The organism is Streptomyces sp. NPDC020807 (assembly GCF_040641575.1).
Classification (GTDB): Bacteria; Actinomycetota; Actinomycetes; order Streptomycetales; family Streptomycetaceae; genus Streptomyces.
In genome coordinates this window covers 481,447-500,224 of record NZ_JBFADU010000001.1, presented here as the reverse complement: position 1 = coordinate 500,224, position 18,778 = coordinate 481,447, and the positions used below count along the sequence as shown (strand labels likewise).

The following is an 18,778-nucleotide window of genomic DNA, read 5'->3' as shown; positions in this document are numbered from 1 at the left end:
CGTTCCGGCGGCGGACCGGCGCGGAGTGCCGCAGCGCGAGCGAGACGACCGCCACCACGAACGCGATCACGGCGGCGATCCCGATGATGAAGAGAGCGACGTTGTTCATGCCGGGGGGATCCCCCCGCCACACCCCCGCCAAAGCGCACTTGAGGAAGTCCAGAGCTTCCCCCCAGGATGACCGTCATGACACGACCGCTGCTGAACCGCCGGCTCGCCGAGTTCGGGACGACGATCTTCGCCGAGATGTCCGCGCTCGCCGCCGCGACGGGGTCGATCAACCTCGGCCAGGGCTTCCCCGACACCGACGGCCCCGAGGAGATCCGCGAGGCCGCGGTCCGCGCACTGCGGGACGGCCGCGGCAACCAGTACCCGCCCGGCCCCGGCGTCCCCGAGCTGCGCTCCGCGATCGCCGACCACCAGCGCGAGCGGTACGGCCTCGCGTACGACCCCGACACGGAGGTCCTCGTCACGGCGGGCGCCACCGAGGCCATCGCGGCGGCGCTGCTCGCCCTGGTCGAGCCCGGCGACGAGGTCGTCGCCCTGGAGCCGTACTACGACTCGTACGCCGCCTGCGTCGCCATGGCCGGCGGCACCCGCGTCCCCGTCACCCTCCGGCCCCACGAGGGCTCCTACGTCCTCGACCTGGACGAGCTGCGGGCCGCCGTCACCGACAAGACCCGCCTCATCCTCCTCAACACCCCCCACAACCCCACCGGCACCGTCCTGACCCGCGCCGAGCTCACCGCGATCGCCGAACTCGCCGTCGAACGCGACCTGCTCGTCGTCACCGACGAGGTGTACGAGCACCTCGTCTTCGACGACGCCGCCCACATCCCGATCGCGACCCTGCCCGGCATGCGGGAGCGGACCGTCACCATCGGCTCGGCAGGGAAGACCTTCTCCTTCACGGGCTGGAAGGTCGGCTGGACCACCGCGAGCCCCGCCCTGACCTCCGCCGTCCGCTCGGCGAAGCAGTTCCTCACGTACGTCTCCGCCGGCCCGTTCCAGTACGCGGTCGCCGAGGCGCTCCGGCTCCCGGCGGCGTACTTCGACGGCCTGCGCGCCGACCTGGCGGCCAAGCGGGACCTGCTGAGCGAGGGGCTCGCGCAGGCCGGCTTCGCGGTCTACCGCCCGGCGGGCACGTACTTCGTCACCACCGACATCCGCCCGCTCGGCGCCACCGACGGCTTCGCCTTCTGCCGCGCGCTGCCCGAGCGCGCCGGCGTCGTCGCCATCCCGAACGCCGTCTTCTACGACCACCGCGAGGAGGGCGCGCCCTTCGTGCGGTTCGCCTTCTGCAAGAAGACGGAGGTCCTGGAGGAGGCGGTGACCCGCCTCAAGGCCCTGGCGGGCTGAGCCGCCGCACACGCGCGAGAGCCCGGCCCCCCACCGCGTACGGCGGTGGGGGGCCGGGCTCTCGGAGCTCCGCTGGAGCCGGAGGGGGGAGGCTCAGGCCTCGTCGCCCTCGGTCTTCTCCTCGGGGGCGGCCAGACCGAACTGCTCCACGACCCACTTGTCGAACTCGATGGAGGCGCGGACCCAGCTGACCGTGGAGGACACGAAGTGCTCCAGGGCGACGCCGGTGCCGATCAGCATCTGGGCCTCACCGATGAGGCGGAGGGTGGCGGAGCCGTCCTCCTCCTCGTGCAGGTGGGTGTAGACCTTCGGCCACAGGGTGCGGCGGTTCCAGTCGTCGATCGCGTCGAGGACCTTGGCGCGGTCGTCGGCCGAGTGCGGGCGGTCGTAGAACGTCCGCACGGAGAAGACCTGCTGCTCGTCCTCGCCGCGGAACATGAAGTACGTGCGGAACTCCTCCCACGGAGCCGCGAGGTCACCCTCGTCGTCGATGACGTACTTGAGCTCCATCTGGTCGAGGAGCTGCTTGACGAGGTCCTGGTCGGGGACGACGGGGCCCGCCGGTCCTGCGGCCTGAGGCTGGGGCTGGCCCCCGAAATTCGGAATCGAGGACGGGTCGATGCTCACCGTGTATTTCCCTTCGTACGGATGCTCGCCATCCTCTCTCATGTCGGCCGGTTCGGGGGAGCCCCGCCGGCGGCGATCCGCTGCCGGCGGACAAGAACACCCCCGGGGGCCGGACAGTCCCTAGCCCGCCCGGCCGACGATCAGGCCGTCCTCGAAGCGGTCCACGCGGACCGTGTCACCGTCCGTGACCTCGCCCGCCAGGATCTCCTTCGCGAGCCGGTCGCCGATCGCCGTCTGGATGAGACGGCGCAGGGGCCTGGCTCCGTACGCCGGGTCGTTGCCCTCCTCGGCGAGCCACTCCAGGGCCTCCGGGGTGACGTCCAGGGTGAGCCGCCGGTCGGCGAGCCGCCGGGCGAGGCGGTCGATCTGGAGGCGGGCGATCCGGCCGAGCTCAGCCCGGTCGAGCGCCGAGAAGACCACCAGGTCGTCGAGGCGGTTCAGGAACTCCGGCTTGAAGCTGGCCCTGACCACGTCCAGGACCTGCTGCTTCTTCACCTCGTCCGAGGTGAGCGGGTCGACCAGGAACTGGCTGCCGAGGTTCGAGGTCAGGATCAGGATGGTGTTGCGGAAGTCCACCGTCCGGCCCTGGCCGTCGGTCAGCCGGCCGTCGTCGAGGACCTGGAGCAGGATGTCGAAGACCTCGGGATGGGCCTTCTCCACCTCGTCCAGGAGCACGACGCTGTACGGGCGGCGGCGGACCGCCTCCGTGAGCTGACCGCCCTCCTCGTACCCGACGTAGCCGGGAGGCGCGCCGACGAGCCGGGCGACGGAGTGCTTCTCGGAGTACTCCGACATGTCGATGCGGATCATGGCCCGCTCGTCGTCGAAGAGGAAGTCCGCGAGCGCCTTCGCCAGCTCGGTCTTGCCGACGCCGGTGGGGCCGAGGAAGAGGAAGGAACCGGTCGGGCGGTCGGGGTCGGCGATCCCGGCGCGCGTGCGGCGCACGGCGTCGGCGACGGCCCTGACGGCCTCGGACTGGCCGATCAGACGCTTGCCGAGCTCCTCCTCCATGCGGAGCAGCTTCTGCGTCTCGCCCTCCAGGAGGCGGCCGGCGGGAATGCCGGTCCAGGCGCCGACGACGTCCGCGATGTCGTCGGGACCGACCTCCTCCTTGACCATCGTGTCCTTCGTGGCCGCCCGCTCCTCCTCGGTGGCCTCCTCCAGCTCCCGCTCCAGGCCGGGGATCTCCCCGTACAGCAGCTTGGAGGCGGTGTCGAAGTCGCCGTCGCGCTGGGCGCGCTCGGCGCGGCCGCGGGTCTCGTCGAGCCGTTCCTTCAGCTCGCCGACGCGGTTGAGGGACTGCTTCTCCTTCTCCCAGCGGGCGGTGAGGCCGCGCAGCTCCTCCTCGCGGTCGGCGAGGTCGCGGCGCAGCTTCTCCAGGCGCTGCTTGCTCGCCGCGTCCGTCTCGTTCCTGAGGGCCAGCTCCTCCATGCGGAGCCGGTCGACGGAGCGCTGGAGCTCGTCGATCTCGACGGGCGAGGAGTCGATCTCCATGCGGAGCCGGGAGGCGGCCTCGTCGACGAGGTCGATGGCCTTGTCGGGGAGGAAGCGGGAGGTGATGTAGCGGTCGGAGAGGGTCGCGGCGGCCACCAGGGCGGAGTCGTTGATCTGCACCTTGTGGTGGGCCTCGTACCGGCCCTTCAGGCCGCGGAGGATCGCGATGGTGTCCTCGACGGTCGGCTCGGCGACCAGGACCTGCTGGAAGCGGCGCTCCAGGGCGGGGTCCTTCTCGATGCGCTCGCGGTACTCGTCGAGGGTCGTCGCGCCGACCATGCGGAGCTCGCCGCGGGCCAGCATCGGCTTCAGCATGTTGCCGGCGTCCATGGCGGAGTCGCCGCCGGCGCCCGCGCCGACGACCGTGTGGAGCTCGTCGATGAAGGTGATGATCTGGCCGTCGCTCTCCTTGATCTCGGAGAGGACGGTCTTCAGCCGCTCCTCGAACTCGCCTCGGTACTTGGCTCCCGCGACCATGGCGCCCAGGTCGAGCGAGACCAGGCGCTTGTTCTTGAGCGACTCGGGCACGTCGCCCTTCACGATCCGCTGGGCGAGGCCCTCGACGACGGCGGTCTTGCCGACGCCGGGCTCGCCGATGAGGACCGGGTTGTTCTTGGTGCGGCGGGAGAGCACCTGCACGACGCGGCGGATCTCGTGGTCCCGGCCGATGACCGGGTCGAGCTTGCCCTCGCGCGCGGCGGCCGTGAAGTCCGTGCCGAACTTCTCCAGCGCCTTGTACTGCCCCTCCGGGTCGGGTGTGGTCACCCGGCGTCCTCCCCTGCTCTTCTCGAACGCGTCGAGCAGCTTCGAAGCGCTCGCGCCCTGCCGGTCGAGGATCTCACCGGCCGGTCCGCCCTTGGCGGCGAGGCCGATGAGGAGGTGCTCGGTGGAGAGGAAGTCGTCGCCGAGCTCCTTGGCGCGCCTGTCGGCGTCGGCGATGACGGCGAGGAAGTCGCGGTTGGGCTGCGGGGGCGCGACCGTGGATCCCGTGGTGCTCGGCTGGGCGGCGATCAGCCGCTCCGCGCCGGAGCGCACGGCCGCCTGGTCGGCCTCGACGGCGGCGAGCAGGTCGGTGATGTTCTCGTTGTCCTGACCGGCGAGGAGGGCCAGGAGCAGGTGCGCGGGGGTGAGGTCCGGGTTCCCCTCGGACACGGCGCGGCTCGTGGCCGCGTTGATCGCGTCCCGGCTTCGGTTGGTCAGTTCGACGTCCACGGTGCGGTGCTCCTCCTGTGCGGTACGGGTCGGATGTCTTCTATGACTCTTCCAACGTACACAAAGTTGAGCCTATTCCGCTCAAGGTGTCGGCAGGACGCGGTATCTTTCGGGCATGGCCACTGACCCGAGGAACCCTTCCGACTCGTACCTCAGCTTCTGGCGCGAGTACCACATGTGCACCCTGACGACCCCGCGCCCGGACGGCACCCCGCACGTGGTGGCGGTCGGCGTCACGTACGACCCCGAGGGCGGGTACGCGCGGGTGATCACGAACAAGCACAGCCGCAAGGTCGCGAACGTGCTCGCGGCGGGCGCGGACGGGGCGCGCGTGGCGGTGTGCCAGGTGGACAAGGGGCGCTGGGCGACGCTGGAGGGCGTGGCCCGCATCCGTACGGAGCCGGAGGTCGTCGCCGACGCGGTCGACCGCTACGCGACCCGGTACGGCCGCACGCCGACGCCCAACCCGGACCGCGTCGTCATCGAGATCGCCCTCACGCGGGCGATGGGCCGCGCCTGACCCGTACCGGCCGCACCGGAAAGCACAGCGGCGCCATCGCGTTTCAGGTCCGCGATGGCGCCGCTGTGTGGGGGAAGTGCCGGAGCGATCTATAACGACGGGGGAATCGCTCAGGCACTGCGGGGGGTGACGGTGATGGTTCTGGGCTCGACCAGCTGGTGGTCCCTGCGGTCGAGGTTGACGAAGATCATGCCGTACCGGATGGCACAGCGGATCGGCTGCGGGGCGCCGCGGGGACGACGGAGGCAGCGGTACGCCCGCACGTCGTCGTCCTCCTCACGCGCGATGACGATCGGTTCTCCGAGAACGGTGACCTTCAGCGAGTCGCCACGTCGGGGGATGGCCGTGGCGAGATCGACGAAGTGCCAACCGGACCGGTAGGCGGTGGCCATCTCCCGGCGGAAACGGCGATCGTCTGGTGGGGCGCTCATGTCTCAGTCCCAGACCGGGTCGGACTGGCGGGCGGGTGCGACATCCCAGACCGGGTCGGACTGGCCCGCCGGCGCGACGTCCCACACCGGGTCGTTCGGGGCCGCGACGACCTTCGCGGGCTCGCTGTCCCACACCGGGTCGCTGACGGCCAGCGCTCCCACTGCCGCCGCCCCTATAAAGACGGATGCAAGTATCGAGCGAAGCATTTTCCTGGACATGAGCGGCTTCGACCTCACTTGTTGGTTTCCTCTCCCCCGCGTACTAGACGATGGCTCACTCTTTGCGCTCACACCACCTGGGACATGCATCATGTTCCTGAAATGCAGGATCCTGGGGGGTGTGCAAATGCCGCAGAACCATATAGACGAGACACATCCTCACGGGCATGTCGACCTGTGTGCAGCCGGAACGGACTTGTACGCACGGGCGTTGCGCATCGGACGAATCACACGGAGCGAGGCAGAAGCCACTCCCTGCCTCATGGACCTCGACCTTCTCCACCCGGATCCCGACGACCCCGCGTGGCTGCGCCCCGTTCCGCCCACCGCCGCACTCGCCCGGCTCGTCCACCCGCTGGAACGCGAGATCCAGGACCGGCGCATTCTCGCCACGGGGCTCTCCCGCACCTTCGAGCAGTTCATGGCCATCAGCGCGCAGGACCCCTCGACCACCCACGCCATCACGGTTCTCGAAGGCATCCACCGCATCGACGCCGTCCTGGGCCGCGCCACCGCCGAATGCACGCAGGAACTGCTCACCGTCCAGCCCGGCGGTGCCCGGAGCGAGCACACCCTGAGCACCGCGCTCAACCGCGTCCAGCCGCTGCTCGACCGCGGCGTCCACGTCCGGACGCTCTACCAGCACACGGCCCGGCACAGCCCCGGCATGCAGGTCTACCTCGAACAGGCCGGCATGTCCCGGCTCCAGGTCCGCACCCTGGAGGAGAGCATCGAGCGGCTCATCATCATCGACCGCTCCGTGGCCCTCATACCCGCGCGCCAGGACCGCCAGGTCGCCCTCGAACTGCGCCACCCCGGCCTCGTCGAGTACCTCGCGTCCGTCTTCGAGCAGTCCTGGGCCCGGGCCACCCCGTTCGGCGAGCAGGTGCCCAACGCCCAGCCGCGGGAGGGGATAAGCGGCATCCAGCGCTCCATCGCCAAACTCCTCGTCGAGGGCCACGTCGACGAGGCCATCGCCCGCCGGCTCGGGATGAACGTGCGGACCTGCCGCGCGCACATCGCCAAGCTCGCCGCCGCGCTCGGGAGCGGGAGCCGGGCGCAGCTCGGGTATCTGATCGCACGGTCGGGGATACTCGACCGCGAGGACGCGGGCGACGACCAGCCGGGGGGCTGACGGATGTACGTGCAGGTGGATCTGGACGGGCCCGGCGGGACCCTCCGGGTGTCGGGGTACGGGCTGCCCGTCGTGGAGCTCTTACGGGCCCCGGGGACGCGTCCGGACTCCCACACCCCCATCGGCACCCGCAAGGCCGCCCAGCTGGCGCTCAGCATCGACGGGGAGCCCGCGGAGATCGAGCCGGCCCGCGGGCGGATGCTGCGGCACTCGTACCGGGTCGACGTCCTGACCTCCGACGGCGTGGAGTACCGGCTCGTGCCCTGCGGGCACGACTACAGCCGCCTCACCCGCGACGGGCGGCGGCTCGGCCGCCTCCTCTGCTCGGGCGACGGGCGGGTCATCGACCGGTGGGACACCGCGCCGACGCCCCGCGACCGCGCCCTCGGCACCGCCCTGGCCGCCGCGTTCGGGACGGGCGCCTCGCCGTGGTGGGAGACGGTCGGCGAGATCGTGGGCGAGTTCCTCCCGTAGGGAACGCGCGAGGGGCCCCGTCCACAGGTGTGGACGGGGCCCCTCGCGACGGCCGGGAGCGTGGGAGCTACTCGCCGCGCTTCGACGGGCGCCAGACGACCAGCGCGCTCGTCTGCTGCACGTCCTGGTACGGCACCAGGTCACGGCGGTACGAGGCATGGACCTGCGCCTCGCGCTGCCGCATCGCCGCCGCCGCGCCGTCGACCGCGGCCGACAGCTCCGCGATCCGGCTCTGCAGCGCCGCGACCTGGTTCTCCAGTTCGATGATCCGCTTGATCCCGGCCAGGTTGATGCCCTCGTCCTGCGACAGCTGCTGCACCTGGCGGAGCAGCTCGATGTCGCGGGCCGAGTAGCGCCTCCCCCGGCCCGCCGTGCGGTCCGGGGAGACCAGGCCGAGCCGGTCGTACTGCCGCAGGGTCTGCGGGTGCAGACCGGACAGCTGGGCCGCCACCGAGATGACGTACACCGGCGACTCGTCGGTCAGTTCAAAAGGATTGCGTCGGTGTCCGTCCATCGGGTCAGGCTCCCTTCGCTGCCTGGAACAGCTCCGCCCGTGGGTCCTCGGAGGCGGTCGCCTCGCGGTAGGTCTCCAGGGCCTCACGTGCCTTGTCGTCCAGCTCCTGCGGCACCGCGACCTCGACCGTCACCAGCAGGTCGCCGCGGGTGCCGTCCTTGCGGACCGCTCCCTTGCCGCGCGCCCGCATGGTCCGGCCGTTCGGCGTGCCCGCGGGCAGCTTGAGCGTGACCGCCGGGCCGCCGAGCGTCGGCACCTTCACCTCGCCGCCGAGCGCCGCCTCCACGAAGGAGACCGGCACCGTGACGGTCAGGTTGTCGTCCTTGCGGCCGAAGACCGGGTGGGCGTCGACGTGCACGACGACGTACAGGTCGCCGTTGGGACCGCCGCGCTCGCCCGGCGCCCCCTTGCCGCGCAGCCGGATCTTCTGGTTGTCGCTGACGCCCGCCGGGATGCGGACCTGCATGGTGCGGGAGGACTTGGCCCGCCCGCTGCCCTTGCAGACCTCGCAGGGGTTCTCGGCGATGAGGCCGCGGCCCTTGCAGTCCACGCACGGGTCGGTCAGCGAGAAGCCGCCGCCGCTGCCGCGCGAGACCTGCCCGGTGCCGACGCAGGTCGGGCACACCCGGGGCGTGCCGTTCTTGTCGCCGGTGCCGGAGCAGGCCGTGCACGGCTGCTGGCTGGACATCCGCAGCGGTACGGTCGCGCCCTCGATGGCCTCGGTGAAGCTGAGCGTCACCTCGGACTCGATGTCCTGCCCGCGCCGCGGCTGGGTGCGCGCACCCGGGCCGCCGCCGCGGTTGAACAGGCCGCCGAAGACGTCCCCGATCCCGCCGCCGCCGAAGCCACCGGCTCCGGCGCCGCCCTGGGCGCCTCCGAAGAGGTCGCCCAGGTCGAAGTTGAACGAGCCGCCGCCGGGCCCGCCGGCCCGGAAGCCGCCGTTCCCGAAGAGCGCGCGGGCGTCGTCGTACTCCTTGCGCTTCTTGGGGTCGCCGAGGATGTCGTTGGCCTCGGAGATCTCCTTGAAGCGCTCCTCGGCCTTGGTGTCACCCTTGTTGGCGTCCGGATGGTTCTCGCGGGCGAGCTTCCGGTACGCCTTCTTGATCTCGGCCTCGGTCGCGTCCTTGGGGACGCCGAGAACCTTGTAGTAGTCCTTCTCGACGAAGTCCTTCGTGCTCATCGACGTCCCTCCCTACGCACGTGCTCGATTACTCGCTGTCCTTCTCGGACGTGGCGGACTTGTCGGTGTCGCCGTCCGAGTCCTCCGCCTTCGCCGCGCCCGGCTGGGGCTCGGCGACGGCCACGCGGGCGGGCCTGATGGTCCGCTCGCCGATCCGGTAGCCCGGCTGCAGGATCGCGACGCAGGTCGTCTCGGTGACGTCCGGCGCGTACGAGTGCATCAGGGCCTCGTGGATCGTCGGGTCGAAGGGCTCGCCCTCCTTGCCGAACTGCTGCAGACCCATCTTGGCGACGACGGTCTCCAGCGACTCGGCCACCGACTTGAACCCGCCCACGAGCTCGCCGTGGTCGCGGGCCCGGCCGACGTCGTCGAGCACGGGCAGCAGGTCGGACAGGAGGCTCGCGACGGCGATCTCCTTGACCGTGACCCGGTCCCGCTCCACGCGGCGGCGGTAGTTCTGGTACTCGGCCTGGAGCCGCTGGAGGTCGCCGGTGCGCTCGTCGAGCGCCTTGCGGGCCTGGTCCAGCTGCGCCAGTACGGCTACGTCAGTAGCGTCCCCGGCCGGGGCCGCCTTCCCCGCCTTGTCGGCGGAGTCGGCGGCAGCGGCGGTCTCGGGCTCCTCGGGCGTGCCGTCGGTGGGGACGTCGGGCTTCTCCTCGAAGCCCGGGGTCTCCTCCGACATCAGGCAGCGCCGCCCTTCGGCTTGTCCTCGTCCACGATCTCGGCGTCGACGACGTCGTCGTCCTGCGCCTGGGCCTGGCCGGCGTCGCCGCCCGCGGCCTGGGCCGCCTGGGCGTCGGCGTACAGCGCCTGGCCGAGCTTCTGCGAGACGGCCGCGACCTTCTCGGTGGCGGTGCGGATCTCGGCGGTGTCCTCGCCCTTGAGCTTCTCCTTCAGCTCGGTGAGCGCGGTCTCGACCTCGGCCTTGACGTCGCCGGGGACCTTGTCCTCGTTGTCCTTGAGGAACTTCTCCGTCTGGTAGACGAGCTGCTCGCCCTGGTTGCGGGACTCGGCGGCCTCGCGGCGGCGGTGGTCCTCGTCCGCGTACTGCTCGGCCTCCTGGCGCATGCGGTCGACCTCGTCCTTCGGCAGCGAGGAGCCGCCGGTGACGGTCATCTTCTGCTCCTTGCCCGTGCCCAGGTCCTTCGCGGTCACGTGCATGATGCCGTTGGCGTCGATGTCGAAGGCGACCTCGATCTGCGGGACGCCACGCGGGGCCGGCGGCAGGCCGGTCAGCTCGAACATGCCGAGCTTCTTGTTGTACGCCGCGATCTCGCGCTCGCCCTGGTAGACCTGGATCTGCACGGACGGCTGGTTGTCCTCGGCCGTCGTGAAGATCTCGGACCGCTTGGTCGGGATCGTGGTGTTGCGCTCGATGAGCTTGGTCATGATGCCGCCCTTGGTCTCGATGCCGAGGGACAGCGGGGTCACGTCGAGGAGCAGGACGTCCTTGACCTCGCCCTTGAGGACACCGGCCTGGAGCGCGGCGCCGATGGCGACGACCTCGTCCGGGTTGACGCCCTTGTTGGCGTCCTGGCCACCGGTCAGCTCCTTGACGAGCTCGGCGACGGCCGGCATACGGGTCGAACCACCGACGAGGACGACGTGGTCGATCTCGCGCAGCTCGATGCCCGCGTCCTTGATGACGTTGTGGAACGGCACCTTGCAGCGCTCGAGCAGGTCCGAGGTCAGCTGCTGGAACTGGGCGCGCGTGAGCTTCTCGTCCAGGTGCAGCGGGCCCTCGGCGGAGGCCGTGATGTAGGGCAGGTTGATCGTGGTCTCGGTCGAGGACGAGAGCTCGATCTTCGCCTTCTCCGCGGCCTCGCGGAGACGCTGGAGAGCCATCTTGTCCTTGGACAGGTCCACGCCGTGGCCGTTGGCGAACTGCTTCACCAGGTAGTCGACGACGCGCTGGTCCCAGTCGTCACCACCGAGGTGGTTGTCACCGTTGGTGGCCTTCACCTCGACGACGCCGTCGCCGATCTCCAGGAGGGACACGTCGAAGGTGCCGCCACCGAGGTCGAAGACGAGGATCGTCTGGTCGTCCTTGTCGAGGCCGTAGGCCAGGGCGGCCGCGGTCGGCTCGTTGACGATGCGCAGGACGTTGAGGCCCGCGATCTCACCGGCCTCCTTCGTCGCCTGGCGCTCGGAGTCGTTGAAGTACGCCGGGACGGTGATGACCGCGTCGACGACCTTCTCGCCCAGGTACGCCTCGGCGTCGCGCTTCAGCTTCTGCAGGATGAAGGCGCTCATCTGCTGCGGGTTGAAGCTCTTGCCGTCGATGTCGATCTTCCAGTCGGTGCCCATGTGGCGCTTGACCGACCGGATGGTCCTGTCGACGTTGGTGACGGCCTGACGCTTGGCCACCTCGCCGACGAGCACCTCGCCGTTCTTCGCGAAGGCGACGACGGACGGCGTGGTCCTGGCACCCTCGGCGTTGGTGATGACGGTGGGCTCGCCGCCTTCGAGAACGCTGACGACGGAGTTAGTCGTGCCCAGGTCGATGCCGACCGCACGTGCCATTTCGGTTCCTCCAGCTGACTGACTTGAGTGGATCTGACTCAAGGATGCACGACGACGCTCTTCGCGTCAACAGACTTGAGCCGAGTCGACTCAACTCTTCGTCGGCCCACTCGCTCAACGAGTGCATCACCCGCGTCGTTCCCGGGCATGACGGGACACGCGTGAGAGAGTCCGGACAAATCCCTGGATCCCTGGATTCCCGCACCACGGAGCCCGCATCACGGATGCCCGCGCCACGGATGCCCGCGTCACGGATCCCCGCATCCCTGGATCTCCAGGATTACCGCCGGAGGGTGTGACCGCATGACGGGGAAGCGCGCGTTCGACGTGACGGGCGGTGCCCTCCTCCTCCTCGTGCTCGCGCCGCTGCTCGTCGGCACCGCGCTGTCGGTCTCGCTCGGCGGCGACGGCCCGGTCCTGCGCCGCCGGAGGGTGGCGGGACTGGGCGGCCGGCCCTTCACGATGCTGACCTTCCGCACGAGGAGCCCGCTGGCCGCGCTGCCGCTGCTGCTCCACGTCGTCACCGGCCGGATGTCGCTCGTCGGACCCTGCCCGCTCGCCCCGACCCACCGCGAGTGCGCGGGCGAGGGGCGCCGCCGGCTCTCCGTGCGCCCCGGGCTCACCGGGCCCTGGCAGATCAGCGGGCGCTCGGAGCTGCCGTGGGAGGAGCGGGAGCTCCTCGACCTCCACTACGTGGACCACCACTGGCTCGGGATGGACCTCACCATCCTGGCGCGTACGCTTCCTGCAGTCCGCAGGCGTCGCGCGGCAAGGTTTGCCTGAGCGACACAGATCACCGTGAGCTCCGCTACAGCGCGGCGCCGCGACCCGGTAATCTCAGCACGGACTAGATAAGTTACCGCTTAGTAAGGCTCGACTCAGGCACTGTCCGGCACTGCCAGGCACTGGGCGGGCCCGCCCGAGGAGCCCGTCATGCAACTCGCCGCGATCATTGTGTCGCTGACGCTGACCGTGGTCGGCGTTGCCCTGCTCGCTCGCGCCATCGGCCAGTTCGTCAAGTACTTCAAGCTCGGCCAGCCTGTCCCCGCCGGGACCCGCACCGACAACCCGTACCAGCGCAGCGTCACCCTGGTCCGCGAGTTCCTCGGACACACGCGGATGAACCGCTGGGGCATCGTCGGCTTCGCCCACTGGTTCGTCGCCGTCGGCTTCCTGACGCTCCCGCCGACCCTGGCGCAGGCCTTCGGCCAGCTCTTCGAGGCCGACTGGACCCTCCCGGTCATCGGCGGGTTCCTGCCCTTCGAGCTCTACATCGAGTTCATCGGCGTCATGACGATCCTCGGCATCGCGGTCCTCATCGTGATCCGCCTGCTCAGCCTGCCCTCGCGGGCCGGCCGCAAGTCCCGCTTCGCCGGCTCCAAGGCCGGCCAGGCGTACTTCGTCGAGTACGTGATCCTCACGATCGGCCTCGCGATCTACGTGCTCCGCGGCCTGGAAGGCGCGATCCACCACGTCGACCACTACGAGGCCGCGTACTTCGCCTCGTACCCGCTCGTCCTCGCCTTCAAGGGCCTGTCGGTCGCGACCCTCCAGAACCTCATCTACTTCACCGCCATGGTGAAGATCAGCACGTCGTTCATCTGGATGATCGTCGTCTCGCTGAACACCAACATGGGCGTCGCCTGGCACCGCTTCCTCGCCTTCCCCAACATCTGGTTCAAGCGCGACGCCACCGGCGGGACCGCCCTCGGCGCGCTCCAGCCGATGACCACCGGCGGCAAGGAGATCGACTGGGAGGACCCGGCCGAGGACGCCGTCTTCGGCGTCTCGCAGGTCGAGCAGTTCTCCTGGAAGGGCATCCTCGACTTCTCCACGTGCACCGAGTGCGGCCGCTGCCAGTCGCAGTGCCCCGCCTGGAACACCGGCAAGCCGCTCTCCCCGAAGCTCCTCATCATGTCGCTGCGCGACCACGCGCACGCCAAGGCGCCGTACCTCCTCGCGGGCGGCGGCAAGACGATGGAGGGCGACGAGAAGGCCACCGAGGAGCAGCTCAAGGACGTCCCCGCCGCCGCCCTCGCCGAGGCCGAGCGCCCCCTCATCGGCACCGCCGAGGAGAACGGCGTCATCGACCCCGACGTCCTGTGGTCCTGCACCACCTGCGGCGCCTGCGTCGAGCAGTGCCCGGTCGACATCGAGCACATCGACCACATCGTCGACATGCGCCGCTACCAGGTGATGATCGAGTCCGCGTTCCCGTCCGAGGCGGGCACGATGCTCAAGAACCTGGAGAAGAAGGGCAACCCCTGGGGCCTGGCGAAGAAGCAGCGCGTCGAGTGGACCAAGGAGGTCGACTTCGAGGTCCCGATCGTGGGCAAGGACATCGAGGACCTGTCCGAGGTCGACTACCTCTACTGGGTCGGCTGCGCCGGCGCCCTGGAGGACCGCGCCAAGAAGACCACCAAGGCCTTCGCCGAGCTGCTCCACATCGCGGGCGTGAAGTTCGCGATCATGGGCGGCGACGAGAAGTGCACCGGTGACTCCCCCCGCCGCCTCGGCAACGAGCCGCTGTTCCAGCAGCTCGGCTCCGAGAACGTCGCCATGCTGAACATGGCGTTCGGCGAGGACGACGAGGACGAGTCGACGAAGAAGCCGAAGTCAGCGAAGAAGATCGTCTCGACCTGCCCGCACTGCTTCAACACCATCGCCAACGAGTACCCGCAGCTCGGCGGCGAGTACGAGGTCATCCACCACACCCAGCTGCTCCAGCACCTCATCGACGAGGGCAAGCTGATCCCGGTGACCCCGGTCGAGGGCCTCATCACCTACCACGACCCCTGCTACCTGGGCCGTCACAACAAGGTCTACACGCCGCCGCGCGAGATCATGTCCGCCGTCCCGGGCCTGCGCCAGCAGGAGATGCACCGCCACAAGGAGCGCGGCTTCTGCTGCGGCGCCGGTGGTGCCCGGATGTGGATGGAGGAGCGGATCGGCAAGCGCATCAACAACGAGCGCGTCGACGAGGCCCTCTCCCTCAACCCGGACATCGTCTCGACCGCCTGCCCGTTCTGCCTCGTCATGCTGACCGACTCGGTCAACGGCAAGAAGAACGAGGGCAAGGCGAAGGAGTCCGTCACCGTCGTCGACGTGGCGCAGCTGCTCCTGGAGTCGGTGAAGGCCCCGGTCGACCCGGAGCCCGAGGCCGCGGCCGAGGAACCGGAGCCGGCCGTCTGATCCGGTGATCAGGTGATCCGGTGGATCCCGTGGACGGGTGAAGGGCCGCCCCGCGCATCGCGCGCGGGGCGGCCCTTCTCGCGTCAGCGGTGGTGGTTCACGAGGGTGCCGCCGAAGTTGTACGTCCAGCTCTTGCCGCCCGGGACGGTGATCTTCACGTACGGGCGGCCGTCCTTGCCCGCGAAGAAGGTGGCGGTGTGCCCGTCGGGGAGCTTGACCACCTTGGTGGTGTTGCGGTGGACCTGCTTCTCGGGCGCGGGCTTCGGCTTCGGGACGGGCTTCGGGTCGGGCTTCGGCGCCGGGGCCCTGTCCAGCCAGGAGCCGACCGTGCCGTCGGGACGCAGCACGACGTGGAGGCCGTTGTTCTCGCCGTACGCGGGCTTGCCGTCCTTGCTGACGAGCGTGTCGAGCAGCGACCCGCCCCCGTAGATCTCGGCGGAGAAGCGGCCGGGGCCGTCCTGGTAGACCTTGGCGAGCGATCCGTCGGCGAGGTCGACGTTCCGCCAGAAGACCGACTGGTCGCTCGACGCGGCCGGCCCGGGGCCGTCGGCGGGCCCGTCGGCCGCGAAGGCGGCCCCGGCGGCCGGGACGAGGAGGGCGGCCACGGCCCCGGTGGCGACGGCGGCGGTACGGACGGTTCGACGGGTGATGCTCATCGGAAGAGCTCCTTGCTCGGGTCTCTGACTCCACCGACGCTACGAGCAGCACATTGAGGTGATACGTCGGATTCGTAACATTGGTCCGGCGTCATCCCCTAAGGGATGTCACAGCTCAGTGGCAAGGCCCGGCGGGAGGAGCGCGGTCACAGCCCGAGCGGGTACGTTCGGGGCGTGGCTGGATTCAGGAACGGACGCGGCCGGGACAACCGCCCCCCGCAGCATCAGCAGCAGCACCCGCAGCAGCAGGCGCCCTACGGGTACCAGGCGGCCCCACCGCCGTACCCGCAGCAGCAGCACCCGCAGCAGCAGCAGCAGTGGCAGCAGCAGGCCTACGGCGAGCCCGAGTACTTCGGCGACCCGCAGCAGCAGCACCACCAGCAGAACCACCCGCAGCACCCGCAGTACGGGGGCACGGCGAACGACCCGGGGCACACGCAGATGTTCAGCGTGGACGACCCGTACGGCAGCCACTACCAGCAGCCGCCCGTCCCCGTCGGCCCCCGCCTCCCCTGGAAGGCGCTGCTCACCGGCATCGTCACCCGGCCCGCGGACACCTTCCTCCAGATGCGCGACCACGCCGTCTGGGGACCGGCGCTGATCGTCACCTTCCTGTACGGGCTCCTCGCGATCTTCGGGTTCGACAAGGCGCGCGAGGAGGCGATCAACGCGACCCTGTCGACGGCGATCCCCTACGTCCTCATGACCGCCGTCGGCTTCGTCATCGGCGGACTGATCCTCGGCGCCGTCACCCACACCCTCGCCCGGCAGCTCGGCGGCGACGGCTCCTGGCAGCCGACCGTGGGCCTGTCGATGCTGATCATGTCGATCACGGACGCGCCCCGGCTCGTCTTCGCCCTCTTCCTCGGCGGCGAGAACGTCGTCGTCCAGGTCATCGGCTGGCTGACCTGGCTCGCGCTCGGCGCCCTCCTCACCCTCATGGTGAGCCGCTCCCACGACCTGCCGTGGCCGAAGGCGCTCGGCGCCTCCGCGATCCAGCTGGTCGCCCTGCTCAGCCTGATCAAGCTGGGCACGCTGTAGCGGGACCTATCGACCGCGGCCGATGCGCCACCACTCCTTGCGGGCCGACGGCCCCGACGGTTCCTCCGCCGGGGCCGTCGGCGTCTCCACCCAGAACTCCAGGAGGTCCCCCGGCGCGAGCCCGAGCGCGTGCTCGATCTCGCCCGGGGTGAGGCCGCGCAGACCGTCCGCGAGCGAACGGGTCAGGTCGAACCAGTAGCCGCGCAGCGTCGACTCGCTCACGAACAGCTCCCGCGCGACCTGCGCGTAGCTCAGACCGCGGGCGCGCCCGTGCAGGATCTGCCGCTGGCGCTCGCTCAGGACCGTGATGCAGTCCCGCCGCACGAGCACTTCGAGGATGCCGACGACCTGCTGGGGAACGACCGTGCCGCCGGCGGCGACGTCGAGGAAGAGCTCCTCCGCCCGGGCGCGCGGCAGCGCCTTCGAGACGATGCCGCTCGCCCCGGCGGCCACGCACGCGGCGAGCACGAACCGGCGTTCCTCCTGGCTGTAGACGCAGACCCGGTAGCCGCGCCGGGTCAGCGTGCGGATCGCGGCGACGCCCTGCCGGGCGTCGGGCTGCCGCTCCAGGTTGGCCAGGTGCAGGTCGAGCAGCACGAGGTCCACCGCCGGGGCGCGCCGCACCAGCTCCTCCACGGTCGGCACCGCCGCGACCACGTCGAGGCCCGGCATCAGCGGGCCGATCGATTCGCGGATCAGCGAGGCGTCGTCGACGACCGCGACGGCCGGCTTCACCTGCGGCCTCACCGGCTGCCCCGCCGGCGGTCCCGCCGCCGCCGCCGTCACGGCGCGTCCGCGAAGGCGGCCCGTGCGGTCGGCCGGCCCGGCCCCGTCGTCCGCGCCTCCGGAACGGGGCGCGACCTCACCGTCACCGTCGTCCCCTCCCCCACCGCGGACGCGATCGCGACGGCGAGACCCCGCCGCCGCAGCTCGCCGACGACGACCTCCCGCAGTCCGACCCCGAAGGTCGCCGGCACCGGGTCGAACCCGACGCCGTCGTCGTGCACGGTCAGCGTCCAGGCCGCCTCCGGTCCCGCCGCGTCGAGGTGCACGACGACCTCGCACGCGCGCGCGTGCGCCCGGACGTTGAGCAGCAGGCTCCCGAGCGCGCGCTCCAGCGCCTCCGCCTGCGCGGCGGGGATCCGCAGCCCCGCGCCGAGGTCGAGCGAGGCGTCGATGTTCAGGTCGGCGAACCGCTCGCACACCCGCCTGACCACCGGCACGAGCCCGGTCGACGGCCCCTCGCCGTCGGCGGCGGCGCCCGTCTCCCCGCCTCCGGCCGCCGTACCGCGCAGGTACGACCGCATCCGCCGCAGCTCCACCTCGGCCTGGACGACCAGCCGGGCCCGCGAGACGGCGTCCCCCTGCTCGGTGAGGAGCCGCATCACGGCCACGCCGTTGTGCATCATCACCTGCGCCCGCCGCTCCTCCTCGCGCCGCGCCAGCTCGGCGGCACGCGCGCGCGAGGCGTCGGCGTCGCGGGCGATACGGCGGGTGTAGCCGAAGAACATGCGGGTGACCAGCGCGTACACGACGTACGTGAGGATGTTGCCGACGACGGTCGAGTTCATCTCGCTCCCGACGTCGCCGCCGAGGTAGGCCCCGTACCCGACGGAGACCGCGCACAGGCCGAGCACCCAGACGGCGGTCCCGCGCACCCCGCCCGCGGTGATGATGACGGACAGCGCGTACCCCGGCTGGAACGCGGTCCAGGTGCCGAAGCGGTCCCAGGGCGCGAGCACCAGCGGGCCGAGGACGAGGAGGGCGCAGGCGAGCGCGAAGTCGAGCACCGCCGCGGTCGTGCCGAGCGGCCGTCGTCGTACGAGCGTCACGGCGCTCACCGCGACCGCCGCGAGGGCGGCGGCGCCCCAGCACACGAGGTAGCCGACGTCGTGCGGCGACCGGGCCGCCCCGAGCTGCACGGCGGGCACCATCTGCGCGACGGTCCCGAGCCTCACCCCGGCGGTGAAGTACGAGAAGGCCCGCTCGACGCCCGCCCTGGTCGTGGGGAGTTCGGCGACCCGCCACAGCCCGCTAAGGCTTCTCATCGTCCTCCTCGGCGCTCCGGAAAAGCCCGCTGACGCGACACGCAACGCCGAAGATAGTTGAGGGGCACGGCAAAAAGCAGGGCCTCGAAAGAGGCCCTGCTTTCGACGGAACCCGAAGATCCCGAAGAGTCGGAAAGATCACCGGGGACGCCC

General features: G+C 70.7%; 18 protein-coding genes. 7 read left to right on the top strand and 11 right to left on the bottom strand.

Features of this window, described 5'->3' with window-relative positions:
* The first annotated feature begins 177 nt into the window (after positions 1-177).
* Positions 178-1,359 carry a pyridoxal phosphate-dependent aminotransferase gene (locus tag AB0G79_RS02440; RefSeq protein ID WP_360798825.1) on the top strand — a complete coding sequence of 394 codons (1,182 nt, stop codon included), beginning with the start codon at positions 178-180 and terminating at the stop codon, positions 1,357-1,359.
* 93 nt (positions 1,360-1,452) lie between these two features.
* Here the strand turns inward: AB0G79_RS02440 and AB0G79_RS02435 are convergent, their stop codons facing one another.
* Both AB0G79_RS02435 and clpB read right to left on the bottom strand, forming a co-directional pair.
* On the bottom strand, positions 1,453-1,986 hold the full coding sequence (locus AB0G79_RS02435; RefSeq protein ID WP_360798822.1) for a YbjN domain-containing protein: 534 nt from the start codon (positions 1,984-1,986) through the stop codon (positions 1,453-1,455).
* Positions 1,987-2,106: 120 nt separating this feature from the next.
* Positions 2,107-4,692, bottom strand: a complete 2,586-nt coding sequence (gene clpB / locus AB0G79_RS02430) for an ATP-dependent chaperone ClpB (protein WP_360798820.1) — start codon at positions 4,690-4,692, stop codon at positions 2,107-2,109.
* Positions 4,693-4,807: 115 nt separating this feature from the next.
* Here clpB and AB0G79_RS02425 point away from each other — a divergent pair, with 115 nt between their 5' ends.
* On the top strand, positions 4,808-5,212 hold the full coding sequence (locus tag AB0G79_RS02425; RefSeq protein WP_360798817.1) for a TIGR03618 family F420-dependent PPOX class oxidoreductase: 405 nt from the start codon (positions 4,808-4,810) through the stop codon (positions 5,210-5,212).
* A 110-nt stretch (positions 5,213-5,322) separates the two neighbouring features.
* Here AB0G79_RS02425 and AB0G79_RS02420 read toward each other — a convergent pair whose 3' ends face one another.
* Positions 5,323-5,643, bottom strand: coding sequence for a (2Fe-2S)-binding protein (locus tag AB0G79_RS02420; protein ID WP_360798814.1), 321 nt, complete (start codon positions 5,641-5,643; stop codon positions 5,323-5,325).
* Positions 5,644-5,646: 3 nt separating this feature from the next.
* Positions 5,647-5,805 carry a hypothetical protein gene (locus AB0G79_RS02415; RefSeq protein WP_360798811.1) on the bottom strand — a complete coding sequence of 53 codons (159 nt, stop codon included), beginning with the start codon at positions 5,803-5,805 and terminating at the stop codon, positions 5,647-5,649.
* A gap of 184 nt (positions 5,806-5,989) precedes the next feature.
* On the opposite strand from AB0G79_RS02415, the gene AB0G79_RS02410 reads away from it, so the two are divergent.
* Both AB0G79_RS02410 and AB0G79_RS02405 read left to right on the top strand, forming a co-directional pair.
* Entirely contained in the window at positions 5,990-6,997 is a 1,008-nt protein-coding gene (locus AB0G79_RS02410) for a helix-turn-helix transcriptional regulator (RefSeq protein ID WP_360798808.1), read from the top strand.
* A gap of 3 nt (positions 6,998-7,000) precedes the next feature.
* Positions 7,001-7,471 carry a hypothetical protein gene (locus AB0G79_RS02405; protein WP_360798805.1) on the top strand — a complete coding sequence of 157 codons (471 nt, stop codon included), beginning with the start codon at positions 7,001-7,003 and terminating at the stop codon, positions 7,469-7,471.
* A 67-nt stretch (positions 7,472-7,538) separates the two neighbouring features.
* Here the strand turns inward: AB0G79_RS02405 and AB0G79_RS02400 are convergent, their stop codons facing one another.
* Genes AB0G79_RS02400 through dnaK form a run of 4 tightly spaced genes read right to left on the bottom strand, consistent with a single transcriptional unit; the run spans position 7,539 to position 11,688 of the window.
* Positions 7,539-7,985 (bottom strand): helix-turn-helix domain-containing protein, encoded by a 447-nt coding sequence (locus AB0G79_RS02400; protein WP_360798802.1) that lies wholly within the window; start codon positions 7,983-7,985, stop codon positions 7,539-7,541.
* 4 nt (positions 7,986-7,989) lie between these two features.
* Positions 7,990-9,165: a molecular chaperone DnaJ gene (gene dnaJ, locus AB0G79_RS02395; RefSeq protein WP_360798799.1), complete on the bottom strand. Its 1,176-nt coding sequence runs from the start codon at positions 9,163-9,165 to the stop codon at positions 7,990-7,992.
* A 28-nt stretch (positions 9,166-9,193) separates the two neighbouring features.
* Complete coding sequence (gene grpE / locus AB0G79_RS02390) at positions 9,194-9,847, bottom strand: nucleotide exchange factor GrpE (RefSeq protein WP_360798796.1); 654 nt, start codon at positions 9,845-9,847, stop codon at positions 9,194-9,196.
* Entirely contained in the window at positions 9,847-11,688 is a 1,842-nt protein-coding gene (gene dnaK / locus AB0G79_RS02385) for a molecular chaperone DnaK (RefSeq protein ID WP_360798793.1), read from the bottom strand. Before dnaK ends, grpE begins: the two co-directional genes overlap by 1 nt.
* Before the next feature lie 303 nt (positions 11,689-11,991).
* Between dnaK and AB0G79_RS02380 the strand changes: the two genes are divergently transcribed.
* Complete coding sequence (locus AB0G79_RS02380) at positions 11,992-12,471, top strand: sugar transferase (protein WP_360798790.1); 480 nt, start codon at positions 11,992-11,994, stop codon at positions 12,469-12,471.
* A gap of 150 nt (positions 12,472-12,621) precedes the next feature.
* Positions 12,622-14,880 (top strand): heterodisulfide reductase-related iron-sulfur binding cluster, encoded by a 2,259-nt coding sequence (locus tag AB0G79_RS02375; protein ID WP_360798787.1) that lies wholly within the window; start codon positions 12,622-12,624, stop codon positions 14,878-14,880.
* An 83-nt stretch (positions 14,881-14,963) separates the two neighbouring features.
* On the opposite strand, the gene AB0G79_RS02370 is transcribed toward AB0G79_RS02375, so the two are convergent.
* Positions 14,964-15,536: a hypothetical protein gene (locus AB0G79_RS02370; protein WP_360798784.1), complete on the bottom strand. Its 573-nt coding sequence runs from the start codon at positions 15,534-15,536 to the stop codon at positions 14,964-14,966.
* 174 nt (positions 15,537-15,710) lie between these two features.
* Here AB0G79_RS02370 and AB0G79_RS02365 point away from each other — a divergent pair, with 174 nt between their 5' ends.
* Complete coding sequence (locus AB0G79_RS02365; protein ID WP_360798781.1) at positions 15,711-16,577, top strand: Yip1 family protein; 867 nt, start codon at positions 15,711-15,713, stop codon at positions 16,575-16,577.
* Positions 16,578-16,583: 6 nt separating this feature from the next.
* Here the strand turns inward: AB0G79_RS02365 and AB0G79_RS02360 are convergent, their stop codons facing one another.
* Together AB0G79_RS02360 and AB0G79_RS02355 are read right to left on the bottom strand one after the other, a co-directional pair.
* On the bottom strand, positions 16,584-17,324 hold the full coding sequence (locus tag AB0G79_RS02360) for a LuxR C-terminal-related transcriptional regulator (RefSeq protein ID WP_360798778.1): 741 nt from the start codon (positions 17,322-17,324) through the stop codon (positions 16,584-16,586).
* 35 nt (positions 17,325-17,359) lie between these two features.
* Positions 17,360-18,625: an ATP-binding protein gene (locus tag AB0G79_RS02355; RefSeq protein WP_360798775.1), complete on the bottom strand. Its 1,266-nt coding sequence runs from the start codon at positions 18,623-18,625 to the stop codon at positions 17,360-17,362.
* Between the last annotated feature and the right edge of the window lie 153 nt (positions 18,626-18,778).